Below are 13,245 nucleotides of genomic sequence, written 5' to 3'. Positions count from 1 at the left end.
TCGTTCTAAGTTGTTTCTAATGCGGTATCAGGGGTAAGAGAAATTGTGAAACAGTTCGTGAAAATAGGCCGCCGATGGTCATTGTAGTAGGCATCTTGAATTGCGCCCTGGTGCGCTGGTCGCTTTATCTGGACCGCTCAACAGAGGGCGGGGCATATCTGAAGGTGATCTGGCCGGTATTGGGGCTTACATGGCTTTTTAGTTTAGTTATGGCCTTGGTACCCAAGCTCGAGATCATGGAAATCGATAGCCACGTGGGTTGGGAGCTGGTTTCTGTTACGGGAACGGCGGTTGTTGTTTATTGGCTTTTGCGGCTGCAGATAGGAATTTGGGCCAAAAAGATTGATCTTTAACCGGCGGATTTTTGGGCGTGGATTAGCCACTGGTAGGTGCGAGCTTCGCGCTCAAAATTTGCGTGGTCGATCCCAAGTATATTTCTTAAGCTGTTAAATTGCCCCACCACGCGCTTCATCTGCGGGTGCTCAACCTCAATGCTTTCTACTCGCTCTAGAACGAAGCCTGCTCCTTCAAAAAGGGCGATGGCTTCTTTAAGCGTGAAGAAGCGAAGGTGTGTACGGTCAAGAATTCCATGATCTTCGTAAGTGAATTGGCCGGCAAGTAAGTCAGCCAATACGGTCCAGTGGTTGATGTTGGGCAGGCTGCAGATCACTTGGCCGCCAGGCTTGAGGTATTCACGCAGCTGATTCAGAGATGCCCAAGGATCACGTAAATGTTCGAGCACATCGCCCAGCACAAGCTTGTCGAAAGATTGTGATGGTAAATCTAAAGAGTCGGTTTCGATATTGGCCAAGAGCGCAAGGTCTAAAACCTTTGAAGCCTTTGAATGAGCATCCTCGGTGATTTCAACCCCGGTCCAGTGAACCTGAGTATTTTGTTTGATAGCTGCTCCGAGTTGACCTGCGGCACATCCAATCTCAAGAACTTTTTTGTTTTCTAAATCCGTAAGCGCGGCCAGTAGATGAGGATTTACCCGTTCGTAATAATCTTCGCTCATGGAGCAAGCGTCCGTGTCACGGAGGTGATGACAACAGGAGAAAAGGGTTCGTCGTTTCCATCCGTATCCACAGCAGCAATGGCATCCACCACATCCAGGCCTTCAAGCACCACTCCAAAGACTGCGTAGCCAGGGTTACTGGAATCTGAGTAGTTCAAAAAGCTGTTGTTGGTGTGGTTGATAAAGAATTGGCTGGTGGCGCTGTTGGGGTCGTTGGTGCGAGCCATGGCAAGCGTTCCGCGGTCGTTGCTTAACCCATTATCCGATTCAATATTGATGCTTGAGCGTGTGCTCTTTTGGCTGCCTGATTCTTTGTAGCCGCCGCCTTGAATCATAAATCCACTGATGATGCGGTGAAAAACAGTGGCGCCGTCGCCGTCTCTACCGTCGTAAAACCCATCATCTGCATACTGCTCGAAATTGGCGGTGGTAATAGGAGCGTTCACAGGATCGAGCTCTATTTTAATGGTCCCCATACTGGTGACGATGGTGAACTGATTGGCGAGGGTTTCAGCTCCATTGTCGGACCCATTGTCGGACCCATTGTCGGACCCATTGTCGGACCCATTGCCGGACTCATTGCCGGACTCATTGCCGGACCCATTGTCTATCTGCACTTCAACTCCACAGGCACTTAAGGCAAGAGCGAAAAATACAGTGGTGAATACTTTGTAGAAATTTGGCATCAGGCTCTCCGAGCTAAAGTGAGTCTGGACCATAACGTCTAATCTTTGAGGATGCCAAGAGGCAGGGAATGCTTCTTTTAGTCGAGGCTAATACGCGCGATAGGTTGAATGTTCATATCGGGCGAAAGCTCTTGATAGGAAAGTACAGCCAGGTGTGGGAACTCAAGTTCTACCAGCTTACGAAAATAACGACGGATTTCCATCGTGGTGAGAATCACGGGGTTTTGAGCTGTGGGTGGTAAGTTACCAACCTCGTTGCGAACTGCGGTGAGTATTTCCTGCGTAATTTCTGGTTCCAATGCGAGGTAAGAGCCGCTTTGAGTATGCTGAATCGACGCACGCACTGTTTCTTCAATTTGAGGATCGAGAAGATAAACGACCAGGGTATTACCGCCGCGGGTGTACTTGTGCGAGATATAGCGTTTGAGTGCGTTGCGTACATACTCCGTGAGCATGACCGTATCGCTTTCAACTTGTCCCCATTCGGCAAGTGCCTGCAGTACGGAACGTAGATCGCGTATTGAGATCTCCTCTTCAACCAGCCGGCGCATGATATCCGTAAGCTGAAAAGGCGATACCGCTTTTGGAACAACTTCTTTAACGAGAGCGGGAAAGGCCTGCTCAAGCTGTTCAAGCATATTTTGAACTTCCTGGATGCCGAGAAACTCTGCCGAATTCTTTCGCAGAATACTTGAGAGGTGCAAGACCATATAGCCAGCAGCATCCCAGGTAGTCAGGCCAGCTTGCTCAGCGATGCCCGCATATTGCTGGGGTATCCACGCGCACTCAGAGCCATTGGCAGGGTTCACAGCAGGTTCACCATCAATATTGAGAAGCGTAAGCCGGTCGACGGTATCGTTGACGAGTACTTTTTCTAAACCCACGCTGCCCGAGACCATTGGAACTTCATTGATGAGAATAATATAGGTGCCATGGGCCAGATCGGTTTCGTTGCCACGCACTCGAATCCCTGGAAACTTTACGCCCAGTTCATAAAAGAGTCCGTCGCGCATCATCGGAATCATTTCACCGAGAAACTTATTACCGCCGCTGGCGTCTTCAACCAGTGGAATTAAGTCGGCTGCAACTTCGAGTGCAATCGGCGTGACGACCGGAAGCATTTGCTGGGCCTGTCCCTCTTGCTTTTTGGCGGCTTGAATCTGTTTTTGCCGGGTTTCTTCGCCCATCGCTTGGACTTCGTTGGCCGGCATATCCTCTCCCCCAGCCTCGCTGGTGGCTTGGGAGCGGAGCAACACGTAGGCGAGACCCCCGACGAGAAAGGCCATGATGAAGAAGGGGACCGTGGGCAGACCAGGAATCAAACCAACGCCGAGAAGCAAACTTGCGGCAATGGCAAATGCTTTAGGCTGAGCGAGAACTTGTGTTGAGATATCCTTACCAAGGTTTGAATCTTCGTCTTCACTGGCCACGCGCGTAACAATTAAGCCTGCAGTCATGGAGCCAAGCAGCGCAGGGATCTGGGAAACAAGACCATCACCAATGGTTAAGATACCGTAAACTTGGATGGCTTCGAACGCGGTGAAATCCATCATCGTCATCCCGATGATAATACCGGCAACCAGGTTAATGATGGTGATGATGAGGCCGGCAATGGAGTCGCCTTTAACAAACTTCATCGCGCCGTCCATGGAACCAAAGAGTTGGCTTTCACGGCTTAGCTCACTGCGGCGGCGTCTTGCTTCGTCTAGGTCGAACGCACCTGCACGCAGATCCGCATCAATGGACATTTGCTTACCGGGCATTGCATCGAGGGTAAACCGAGCAGCAACCTCAGCAACACGCTCGGAGCCTTTTGCGATAACGAGAAATTGGACGATGGTGATAATCAAGAAGATGACCGCACCAACAACAAAGTTACCGGCTACAACAAATTGTCCAAACGACTCAATCACGTCACCAGCATCGGCATCGAGAAGGATAAGCCGTGTGCTGGAGATGTTTAGGGCGAGTCTAAAGAGCGTGGTAATCAGAATAATAGTTGGGTAGGCAGCAAGTTTCAGGGCGCTTGAGATGTAGATTGAGATCAACATCATCACGACGTTAATCGTGATGTTTACCACCAAGAGTAAGTCGAGCATGGGGGTGGGCAGCGGGATGATCATCATACCGATGATGCTCACCACACCAGCGGCTAGAAAAATGTCTGCGTAACGTCTGCTTAGTTCAGCAAAGTCGCCCTTCAGGGCTCCGTCGAGTACTTGCCTCATAGGGGGCGAATCTCCGGGTTTAAGTGGGTCGGTCCTTGAATGAGCTTAGTAAAAAAACGGCCGATGTTCCAGAAATGACTGAGGAAATTGGTAACATCGAGAAAATACGCCTCAATATCGTATCGACTTCGGATTTGTGCAAGAATCTACCTGTCCGAGGGGAACCTTGGAACGGAGGTAGCTTGGTGCCCGGCTTGATTGAGCAGGTCTTGGCATGCTAGCTCTGACGAAACGAACGCAAGAACGGGAAGTTGCGTTGTGACTGAACCAGATTCTCAGGGTATCCGTATGAAGATTCGCTATGCCGGCAGCACCCACGTGGGTATGAAGCGTACGCATAACGAAGATAATTTCTTTCTCCTCGGAGAAGAAAATCTTTACGTCGTGGCAGACGGTATGGGCGGACATGCTTCGGGAGAGGTTGCGTCTAAAATAGCGGTAGAAACACTGGCCAACTTTTTCATCGACACTTCGCGAGACAAAGAAGTCACTTGGCCCTACAAAGAAGACCGTTCACTTAATTACGATCAAAATCGTCTGATAACAGGCATCAAGCTCGCCAACCGTCAGGTATTCGAGACTTCACAGCACGACGCGCGTTTGCGTGGCATGGGAACCACGTTGGTGGGTCTCTTGGTCGCTGAAAGCGGAGTTTATGTGGGCCACGTTGGTGATTCACGTGCTTACCTGATTCATGACGGACAGATTCAGCAAGTGACCGAGGACCATTCGTTGCTCAACGATTACATGAAGGTTCATCAGCTCACCGAAGAAGAGATCGAAAATTTTCCTCACAAGAACGTGATTGTTCGCGCTCTTGGGATGAAAGATGCGGTGGATGTGGATATCCATCGTGAAGAGCCGCGACCAGGCACTGCTTTTGTCATGTGTTCCGATGGACTCAGCGGTATGATCCAGGATGCGGAAATCTTAGAGATTTATAATCAATCTAACGGTGACTTGGAAAAAGGCTGCCAGAGCCTAATCGCCAAAGCCAATGCCAATGGCGGCAATGATAACGTCACCGTGGTGATCGTAAGTTTCGAAGACTAGAGCCGCCGCTCTTTTTCTCTCCATTCAAATAATCGTATCTTATTCATAACTTGCAGTTTCGCGTGCTTGGCTTCGCCCCCGCGCACTGAAAGCGGTACCGAGTGAAAACTTGGAGATCTCTGCTGCGTGATTGAAATCTTTCACCGATGGGTGCAGAGTGTCGGCCAACAGAGCTTTTGGGGGAAGATATGACCTATCAGGTGCTCGTGGTCGAGGATGAGCCCGACCTACAAATTATTTATCGCGATGTCCTGAGCAAAGAAGGCTTTGATGTTCATCTTGCCGGGGATGGTGAAGAAGCTTTTCATCGTTTTCAGAATGAGCATTTTGATTTGATGGTTGTTGATTTTCTACTTCCGAAAATGGACGGCGTCGAGTTCTTGGAGCAAGTGGATAAGCTTGGGGGACGCCCAGCAATTTTCGCGAGCGCGGTCATGCGAGATGAAGTCACCATTCAGCACCTCAAAAATATGGGTGTTCGATGGTTCTTAGAAAAGCCATTTCGGCTAAGTGCACTTCGTTTGATTTTGGAAGAGGCGCGTGAGCTCTTAGATAAGCGTGCAGCTTAGGCTTCGATTATTTCTGGGTAGATAACTTCTAAAAGTGTAAGTCCGCCCGGTGGGGCAGTGATGCCAGCGAACGCTCTGTCTTTTTTCTCAAGTGCTTCTTCAATATTTTTGAGAGTAAATTTACCGAGCGCTGTTTCAACGATGGTACCCGCTAGAATTCTGCACATATGGCGGCAAAAGGCATTCGCGTGAAAAACGATGTCCACGTAATAGCCCACCGGGGGGCGCTCTACCTTTTTAATGTCGATGCTGTAGATCTCACGAATGGCATGAGCGGCATCGCAATGGGCTGAGCGAAATGCATTGAAGTCATGTTGCCCCAGTAGAAGGTTGGACGCTTGCTTGAGAAGGTTCATATCCACGGGGCTTAAAAGCCACCAGGCGCGTTGTCTATCCAGCGCGGCAGGCTGCGGCCCATGGTAGACTCGGTATCGGTAACGCTTAGAAACAGAATTGAACCGTGAGCTAAAGCTTAGAGGGACTTCTACAGATTGGTGAACGGAAATGTCTTTAGGCAAAAAATTATTGATGCCCCGAGCAAATTTCCAGTCGACGATATTGGTACGCGCCGTGAAGTTAGCCACTTGACCAATGGCATGAACACCTGTGTCGGTTCGGCCAGCGGCATGCAGGGTGGGGGCATAACCCAGTATGTTACTCAGGGCACTTTCGATGCAACCTTGGATGGTGGGCTGGGCATTTTGGCGTTGCCAGCCACAATATGCACTGCCGTTATATTCAACGAGTAAGCGAAAGTTGCGTTCTGGGGGGTCAGATGAATCAGCCATGGCGGGGCCATAAAGGACTGTTTAAAGAAAGTCCATGCCCAGGCCGAGTGTCCAGCCAGATGAAGACATATCTAAGCGATTGGGTTGTTTAAAGCCGTCGCCTTGCGCCCAATTCCATTCAAAGAAGAGGTAGCTTGCGGCAATGCCATTTTTACGTGCTCGTGTGGCAGTCATCGGCTCCAAAAAGCTGAGATCCAGCATCACGCCAACACTGCCATTGAGACCCGGTGTGCCACCTGAACCATTGATCGTATTGCTTGTACCGTCTTCTTCTTCACGGGTACTTGTGGCGATTTCTCCCTCGGTGGTTGCCCACCAAAAATGATAATCGATGCCAAGCTTTGCATAGAAGTCGAGCGGAACACTCCATTCACGGTTGAGGTAATCAATTCGGTAAGCAACCTCAAGGCTCAGAGGTATGATCATAAGCTGAGTATTGCTGTTGCCTTCGGTGGAGCTTGCGGCAATGGCGTCGAGGCCCTGGCCATAGCACTGAATGTAATTTCCATCAGCATCCGAACAGAGCCGAGTTTTACCCGTGGTTTTCCAGTAACCCACGCTTGCACCCACACCCAAAAGCCCGAAGCCCTTCCATAGGTAGTGGTGTGTTGCGAATGTCGTCATGACGGGCTCAGAGTCACCGTACATTAAATCGTAGAATGCTTGCTTCGTAGCATTTTGGGAGATTTTAGGCTTGTAGGGTGTAAACCTTAATTCCATCCGCCAACTTTGAAGTAAGTCGTCTGTTTCCTTGTTTGCCAAGGCAGAGGTACTTGTAGAAACAATGCTGAGCATTAAAGCCACAAGAGTGATGATAGCGCGTTTGCTCATCGATTAAGTCCTCCACGGCGGCGACGCCAGAGAATTCCAAGACCCGCCAACCACCAAAGGGCTGGAGGAGCTGCGCTGCAGTGACCGTCTTTGAGATCTCCTGGATAGCATTCAATAAAGTCGCACTCGTCTTGAGATTGAGCAACGGTGACTTCAGAGGCTTCGCTTTCGTTGCCTGCTTCATCGACCGCAACAACACAGAACTCGTAAATCAAACCATTATCAACGCGGTAGTTAAGCGTTTCCGAGCTGGTAGCCGTTGGGCTGTATTCTGTGGCCTCAACGTCCCAGTCAGAGCAATCGATACTTTTCACGGCACCTTGCTCTTGGATGTAGAGCTTCCAAGTGGCCAGTTGTGGATCTTCATCGCTGACCGAGACCTTGATATCCACAGCCCCATCGAGTGCCGTGATACTGTCAACAGTAGGTGTGGAAGGAGCAGCGGTGTCGATGACAAAATTGACGGCCGTCCATGCTTCCGCAGTGCTGCTGATGGTTACGTCGTTATCAACGGTTGAGGCGACGCTATCGATGGCGACGCAAAGAGTGAGCTCTGTGTAGTCTACGTCGGTAGTACATGCGTCGGTGTCAATCCGAGCAAAGATCTCTTGGTAGGTCAGGGTGGCAGAGCTTACACCCTCAGGGAAATTTAATCCCAGAGAGGATGAAACCAATGGAGTGCCGCCATCTTGCGAGATGAGTTCGCCGTTTAAGACCGCACCTTGAACAACCTGGTTGCTTTCTTCAGCGCTCGGCGTGGTACATTCCCCGGAGTCTGAAGTCTCCCACCAAATATACAGCTTGTCGTTTTCCGCGATAATCGGAGTAAGCGAGTCGGTGCTGACTGCAAATGAAGCGCTGCTTGCTAGCGCGCTCTCTTCGCAGTGACTGGTCGTTAGATAGGTGTCTGTTTCGGTGTCCACCGTGAGTACTAAGGTGGCACCCGCTGGGGGCGATGTTGTTGCACCCAGAGCGAATCCTAGAATTAATAATGCGTTCATTATGCTACCAATATCTCTTGCAACCGTTGCCGCAGTGCTTCATGCAAGGTTTAAACCCTGCAGTCAGACACTAATGACTGGGTTCCCGGTAATCAAGTTACCCGCGGGGTGTAGTCTTACTGGGCCAGCGATGCAACCGCTGAACAAAGCCAACTATTCCGGGCGAAAACTTAATTTCTTAGTCTAAATGGTGCTGGGAGAGAATTTCAGCCACTTGAACCGCATTGGTGGCGGCCCCTTTGCGTAGGTTGTCGGCCACACACCAAAATGCCAAGCTGTTCGGTGCCGAAGGATCCTTGCGAATTCGACCTACGCAGGTCGCATCGGAGCCAGAGATCTCTATCTGAGTGGGGTAGAGGTTCTTAGCTGGTTCATCTTGGACAAAGAGTCCGCGACCTTCACGCAAAGCCTTGCTGGCTTGTTCCACTGTGATTTCGTTTTCAAATTCGGCGGTCACTGATTCAGCGTGGCCGTTGAATACGGGTACTCGGACGCATGTTGGGCAAACACCGAGTTCGGGGAGATCCATAATCTTCCGAGTTTCGAAGATCATCTTATGCTCTTCTTTGGTGTAACCGTCGTCTTGGAATACGTCGATGTGGGGCAAGCAGTTAAAAGCGATGGTGTGTGGAAAGATTTCGGGCTCCGGCTCAAGGCCGTTGAAGAGCTTGGAAACTTGGGTCGAAAGTTCGTCCATGGCCGCTTTACCGCCGCCACTAACCGCTTGGTAAGTAGAAACAATAACTCTCTTGAGCCCCGCAAGATCGTGTAGGGGCTTGAGCGCGACGACCATTTGAATCGTGGAACAGTTGGGGTTGGCGATGATTCCTTTTTGCTTATAACCGCCGATAGCTTCTGGATTGACCTCTGGAACGACCAGGGGAACTTCCGGGTCCATGCGCCAAGCTGAGCTGTTGTCGATAACCACTGCGCCTTTTTCGGCAGCGAGGGGTGCCAGCTCTAAACTTACCGACCCGCCGGCAGAAAATAAAGCAATATCAACACCTTCGAAGGCTTCAGCACAGGCCACACCCACGGTGTATTCTTTGTCTTGGAAGGTTATTTTCTCCCCAGCCGTCCGCGGAGATGCCAGCGGAACCAGCTCTGAGACTGGGAAAGTGCGCTCTTCAAGAACGTTTATCATTTCACGGCCCACAACTCCGGTGGCGCCAACAACTGCTACTTTATATGCCTTAGTCATGTTCGCTATCTGCCGCAGGAAATTCGGTTGGTCAATGACTGGATGAACCTGGATGAGTATTCCGCGAACTCTTTGAACGGGAGACATCATTCTCACCATTTACGCAGCCTGGCTGGGTTGGTAGCGTGCCAAACCGTAAGCAATCCTGGTCCGCCGCACGAGCCAGGGGTACCGTTGTTTACAAAGTGGGTAGGTGATGCAAAGCAATATGAAATGGATTCCGATTATTATCGTTCTTTCAGGGACCTTAGGAGCTTGCTCCAAAGACGATCTGGCCTCGCGTATCTGCGAGCCTGGCTTGTTTGAGTGCACCGAATCCGGTGCCCGTACATGTGACTTAAAAGGGACGAGTTGGTACGACACACCGTGTACCGAAGGCGAGATTTGCGTCGATGGTGTCAACGGTGATCCTGATGAGTGCCGTGAACAGCTTTGTGAACCAGGCGCGCGAGTGTGCGGAGCCGATCACCTCTATGTTTACCAATGCGACGATACTGGAACCTCACTTTGCTATTCCCACAGCTGCTCTGATCCTCCGATGGACGGCGTTTGCTATGACGGCGACTGTGTTGCCGTCTGTGATGAGGGTCAAAAGAGCTACTTAGGTTGCGAATACTTCTCAGTCGATCTCGACAATGCCAACGTGCCATGTGGCACGGATGAGTTTGGAAACATTAAATACTGTGATGCGGCCAACAGTCAGTACGCGGTTGTTTTATCTAACCCAGATGTTGCTCAGTCGGCTTATGTGTTGATCAGTAAGGGACCGATGTCGGTTCCGGATGCTCCCAACGAATGCGATAGCCCTAACTTGCCTGATAATTATGTTGATGCTGCGGTGATTCCGCCCAAAGGCATCAAAATCTTTGAATTGCCGGCACGTAATATTAACGGCACCGAAAAAGACATGAAGGCTTATCGTATTGTATCGAATATTCCGGTCACGAGTTATCAGTTTAACCCACTTGAAAATGAAGATGTCTTTTCCAACGATGCTTCATTGCTCTTACCAACAACCACTGCAAGCCAAGATTATCTCGTTATGACGCGTGAGCAGACTTTTGAAGATTTAAAGGGTTTTGTGACCGTTGTCGGAATCAATGATGAACCTACTACCGTTGGCGTGACGGTGACGAGCCGTACATTTCCTGGGCCCGGTATTCCGGCTCTGGAGCCCGGTGAGCAGTTCACAACGGAGTTAAACAAGTATGAGGTCCTAAATATCGAGACGAATTTTATCGGTGGTGACCTCACCGGTAGCCGCGTCCAGTCCGACAAACCAGTTTTGGTTTTTGCTGGAAGTGAAGCCTCGAATTCGCCCAACACTACCCGTTGCGATTTAGAGAGCAACACATGTGTGGCTGATTCTGAAATTGAGTGCGGCGCACCTTACTGTGCAAATCATCCCAACCCCTCACAGTGTTCACCTCACGAACCTTGTGCAATTTCTGAGCTGATTACTTGCTGCGCCGATCACTTGGAGCAGCAACTTTTCCCGGTATCCACATGGGGTAAGAACTACATTGCCATCCGCAGTATGCCTCGGGGCGCCGAGAAGGATAGTTGGCGTGTTCTTGCAGCCGAAGATGGCACTGAAGTTACTTTCTCACCGGCATCCGTGGGTACGGCCCGAAACTTGGACAGCGGCGAGTGGTTTGAAATTGAGTCGAATGCTGATTTCTTTATCAACAGCAACAAGCCAATTTTAGTAGGTCAATTCTTAGCAGCCGAGCAAGCACCAGACCCAGGTCGCCATGATTACGACGCCGGTATTGGCGATCCTGCATTTATTTTAGCAGTGCCTGTTCAGCAATTTAGGGACTCGTACGTGTTCCTTGCACCCGATAAATACGAGGAAGATTACGTGTCGATTGCTATCCAATCTGGCATGGAGGCACGCCTGGATGGAAACTCCTTGGCAGACATCCCACAAGAGTTTGTGACCGACCTGGAGGGCACCGATTGGAAGGCCGTCCGTATGCCTATAACTGATGGATTTCATTCACTAAGTTGCGTTAACCCGCATCATTGTTGCAACGATAATGAACTCGATGATGGCGATGTGGATTGCGACACGGCGGGCATCGTTTGTGGCTGCAGTGTGATGGTTCATGGTTATGATTCTTATGTCTCTTATGGCTACCCCGGTGGCCTGAATCTCGAAGATCTTTAAGGCCGCCAAAGGCCCAATCGGTCACAGGTCAACTCGTTAGATTTATTGACGTCTTTCATGCTCGTGTTAAAAATCAATACTTAGGTGCGTGCTTGTATGCACAAGTAGTTGAAGTCGTAGCAGAGAGACAAAGTGGCTAAAGACGTAACATATCGAAAGTACCGGGCTGAAAAGCGGCCTTCAAAGCAACCGTGGCCTATGCCGTCCATGACGCATTTTCCGTGGGTAGCTTTGCTGATTGCTATCAATATAGCGGTGGTGGTTTATTACGGAGACCCGCGCGAGATGGTTGCTCAGGCAAGCGCTCTCGATACAAGAGTCACCGAAACTCCAGTTGTTGCTCCTCGTAAGCAGCCCGAAGCCGCGCCCGTTCAAGTGGCGCAGGTAACTCAACCTTCTGCTGACATCACCGCCCCAAAAGAAACGACTGAAGCTCCTCAAGCTAAGGTTGCCCCAGTCCAGCCGATTCAACCACCCGCCGAGAGTACTGTTTCTGCGCTGGCCCGCTTGGCTGGGAGCTACAACCCCGCAGCGGGTCTCAAGCCGAGTTCGGAAATTACAGACAATCTGCGCGTTACACTCAAGCGCGGACAAATGCCTTTCGATGCTTTACTCGAAGTAGGTCTCGACCGTTCACAAGTATCCGGTGCGTTTAATAGCCTGGGTAAGCTGGTGGATTTTCGGCGTATCCGTCCTGGCCATCATTTTACGGCCTGGATTACCGCTGAAGGTGATTTGCGCCGGCTCGATATCTATCAGGGTGTTTTGGCTAGCTATCAAGCTCGGCTTAATGATGGCGTATGGTCGGCAAACCAAGTGTCCGTAGAAAAGGAAACTTTGGTTTCTGCGGTTGAGGGTGAGGTTACCATCTCGTTATGGGATGCGCTGATTAAATCTGGCGAGAAAGCAGCGCTCGTATCGCTCTTCGTTGAAATCTTCGCCTGGGACATCGACTTTTTCTCAGACGTTCGACAGGGTGCAAAGTTTCGCATCTTAGTCGAAAAGCAGCACGGTAACGGAGAGTTTATCGGCTACGGAAATATTTTAGCGGCTGAGTTCGTTCAAGGAGATGAAGTTCACCAGGCTTTTGCCCATGTTGGTGAGAAAGATCTCGTGAGTTATTTCGATAAGAATGGTCACTCCATGCGTAAGCAGCTTCTCAAGGCGCCGGTTAAATATGCGAATGTTACCAGTGGTTTTGGTAAGCGGCGTCACCCGATTCTTGGTTATACCAGAAGTCATAATGGGGTTGATTATGGTGTGGCTCGTGGCACGCCAATCTGGAGCGTCGGTGATGGACGGGTTGTAAGAGCTGGACGAAACGGCGGCTACGGAAACTTTATATCTATCCGTCATGCCAATGGCTGGGTCTCGCAGTATGCACACCTGCACAAGATTCACGTTCGAGTGGGTCAGCGAGTGCTTCAAAAAGAAATCATCGGACTTGTTGACTCTACAGGGATGTCCACAGGGCCGCACCTGCATTACGAACTTAAAAAAGATGGTCGCTTTATGAACCCGCAAAAACAAAAGTTTGCGAAGGGTAAATCACTCAAAGGTGAGGCGCTTGAAAAATTCAAGAAGAACATTCCTGAGTTTCTGAGAAAAATGAGCCGACAAGCTGTGGCTGACAATAAAGCCCGCTTCGAACCTTGGGAAGGTTAGAGCATGAGGCACGGGTGGATGAAAACAGGGCTTAC

General features: G+C 50.3%; 13 protein-coding genes. 6 read left to right on the top strand and 7 right to left on the bottom strand.

Annotated elements, in window-relative coordinates; translation table 11 throughout:
- Window positions 1-74: 74 nt before the first annotated feature.
- Entirely contained in the window at window positions 75-353 is a 279-nt protein-coding gene (locus HOK28_05155; protein MBT6432458.1) for a hypothetical protein, read from the top strand.
- On the opposite strand, the gene HOK28_05150 is transcribed toward HOK28_05155, so the two are convergent.
- The 3 genes from HOK28_05150 to sctV form a co-directional block, all read right to left on the bottom strand.
- A complete protein-coding gene (locus tag HOK28_05150) occupies window positions 350-1,015 on the bottom strand; it encodes a class I SAM-dependent methyltransferase (protein MBT6432457.1) in 666 nt (221 codons plus the stop codon). The genes HOK28_05155 and HOK28_05150 overlap by 4 nt on opposite strands.
- Window positions 1,012-1,491, bottom strand: a complete 480-nt coding sequence (locus HOK28_05145; protein ID MBT6432456.1) for a peptidyl-prolyl cis-trans isomerase — start codon at window positions 1,489-1,491, stop codon at window positions 1,012-1,014. The genes HOK28_05150 and HOK28_05145 overlap by 4 nt, the downstream gene beginning before the upstream one ends.
- 287 nt (window positions 1,492-1,778) lie before the next feature.
- The gene (gene sctV, locus HOK28_05140) at window positions 1,779-3,929 is read right to left on the bottom strand and encodes a type III secretion system export apparatus subunit SctV (GenBank protein ID MBT6432455.1); all 2,151 of its coding nucleotides are present in this window, start codon (window positions 3,927-3,929) and stop codon (window positions 1,779-1,781) included.
- A gap of 35 nt (window positions 3,930-3,964) precedes the next feature.
- Between sctV and HOK28_05135 the strand changes: the two genes are divergently transcribed.
- The 3 genes from HOK28_05135 (at window position 3,965) to HOK28_05125 (ending at window position 5,551) form a co-directional block, all read left to right on the top strand.
- Window positions 3,965-4,150 (top strand): hypothetical protein, encoded by a 186-nt coding sequence (locus HOK28_05135; protein MBT6432454.1) that lies wholly within the window; start codon window positions 3,965-3,967, stop codon window positions 4,148-4,150.
- Between the two features lie 67 nt (window positions 4,151-4,217).
- Window positions 4,218-4,982, top strand: coding sequence for a Stp1/IreP family PP2C-type Ser/Thr phosphatase (locus HOK28_05130; GenBank protein MBT6432453.1), 765 nt, complete (start codon window positions 4,218-4,220; stop codon window positions 4,980-4,982).
- A gap of 188 nt (window positions 4,983-5,170) precedes the next feature.
- Window positions 5,171-5,551: a response regulator gene (locus HOK28_05125; GenBank protein ID MBT6432452.1), complete on the top strand. Its 381-nt coding sequence runs from the start codon at window positions 5,171-5,173 to the stop codon at window positions 5,549-5,551.
- Here the strand turns inward: HOK28_05125 and truA are convergent.
- From truA to HOK28_05105, 4 genes are all read right to left on the bottom strand, one after another.
- Window positions 5,548-6,339, bottom strand: coding sequence for a tRNA pseudouridine(38-40) synthase TruA (gene truA, locus HOK28_05120; protein ID MBT6432451.1), 792 nt, complete (start codon window positions 6,337-6,339; stop codon window positions 5,548-5,550). The genes HOK28_05125 and truA overlap by 4 nt on opposite strands.
- Before the next feature lie 21 nt (window positions 6,340-6,360).
- Window positions 6,361-7,170: a hypothetical protein gene (locus HOK28_05115; protein ID MBT6432450.1), complete on the bottom strand. Its 810-nt coding sequence runs from the start codon at window positions 7,168-7,170 to the stop codon at window positions 6,361-6,363.
- Window positions 7,167-8,171, bottom strand: a complete 1,005-nt coding sequence (locus HOK28_05110) for a hypothetical protein (protein MBT6432449.1) — start codon at window positions 8,169-8,171, stop codon at window positions 7,167-7,169. Before HOK28_05110 ends, HOK28_05115 begins: the two co-directional genes overlap by 4 nt.
- A gap of 178 nt (window positions 8,172-8,349) precedes the next feature.
- Complete coding sequence (locus tag HOK28_05105) at window positions 8,350-9,372, bottom strand: aspartate-semialdehyde dehydrogenase (protein MBT6432448.1); 1,023 nt, start codon at window positions 9,370-9,372, stop codon at window positions 8,350-8,352.
- A gap of 196 nt (window positions 9,373-9,568) precedes the next feature.
- Between HOK28_05105 and HOK28_05100 the strand changes: the two genes are divergently transcribed.
- Both HOK28_05100 and HOK28_05095 read left to right on the top strand, forming a co-directional pair.
- A complete protein-coding gene (locus tag HOK28_05100; protein MBT6432447.1) occupies window positions 9,569-11,545 on the top strand; it encodes a hypothetical protein in 1,977 nt (658 codons plus the stop codon).
- Window positions 11,546-11,677: 132 nt separating this feature from the next.
- Window positions 11,678-13,210: a peptidoglycan DD-metalloendopeptidase family protein gene (locus HOK28_05095; GenBank protein ID MBT6432446.1), complete on the top strand. Its 1,533-nt coding sequence runs from the start codon at window positions 11,678-11,680 to the stop codon at window positions 13,208-13,210.
- The last annotated feature ends 35 nt before the right edge of the window (window positions 13,211-13,245 follow it).

Source organism: Deltaproteobacteria bacterium (assembly GCA_018668695.1).
Classification (GTDB): domain Bacteria; phylum Myxococcota; class XYA12-FULL-58-9; order XYA12-FULL-58-9; family JABJBS01; genus JABJBS01.
The sequence above is the reverse complement of the archived record's forward strand: the minus strand, read 5'-3'. Positions and strand labels throughout refer to the sequence as shown.

Coding starts and splice junctions, on each gene's coding strand:
- HOK28_05155 (MBT6432458.1), top strand. CDS start 75: ATGGTCATTGTAGTAGGCATCTTGAATTGCGCCCTGGTGCGCTGGTCG.
- HOK28_05150 (MBT6432457.1), bottom strand. CDS start 1,015: ATGAGCGAAGATTATTACGAACGGGTAAATCCTCATCTACTGGCCGCG.
- HOK28_05145 (MBT6432456.1), bottom strand. CDS start 1,491: ATGGGGACCATTAAAATAGAGCTCGATCCTGTGAACGCTCCTATTACC.
- sctV (MBT6432455.1), bottom strand. CDS start 3,929: ATGAGGCAAGTACTCGACGGAGCCCTGAAGGGCGACTTTGCTGAACTA.
- HOK28_05130 (MBT6432453.1), top strand. CDS start 4,218: ATGAAGATTCGCTATGCCGGCAGCACCCACGTGGGTATGAAGCGTACG.
- HOK28_05125 (MBT6432452.1), top strand. CDS start 5,171: ATGACCTATCAGGTGCTCGTGGTCGAGGATGAGCCCGACCTACAAATT.
- truA (MBT6432451.1), bottom strand. CDS start 6,339: ATGGCTGATTCATCTGACCCCCCAGAACGCAACTTTCGCTTACTCGTT.
- HOK28_05115 (MBT6432450.1), bottom strand. CDS start 7,170: ATGAGCAAACGCGCTATCATCACTCTTGTGGCTTTAATGCTCAGCATT.
- HOK28_05110 (MBT6432449.1), bottom strand. CDS start 8,171: ATGAACGCATTATTAATTCTAGGATTCGCTCTGGGTGCAACAACATCG.
- HOK28_05105 (MBT6432448.1), bottom strand. CDS start 9,372: ATGACTAAGGCATATAAAGTAGCAGTTGTTGGCGCCACCGGAGTTGTG.
- HOK28_05100 (MBT6432447.1), top strand. CDS start 9,569: ATGCAAAGCAATATGAAATGGATTCCGATTATTATCGTTCTTTCAGGG.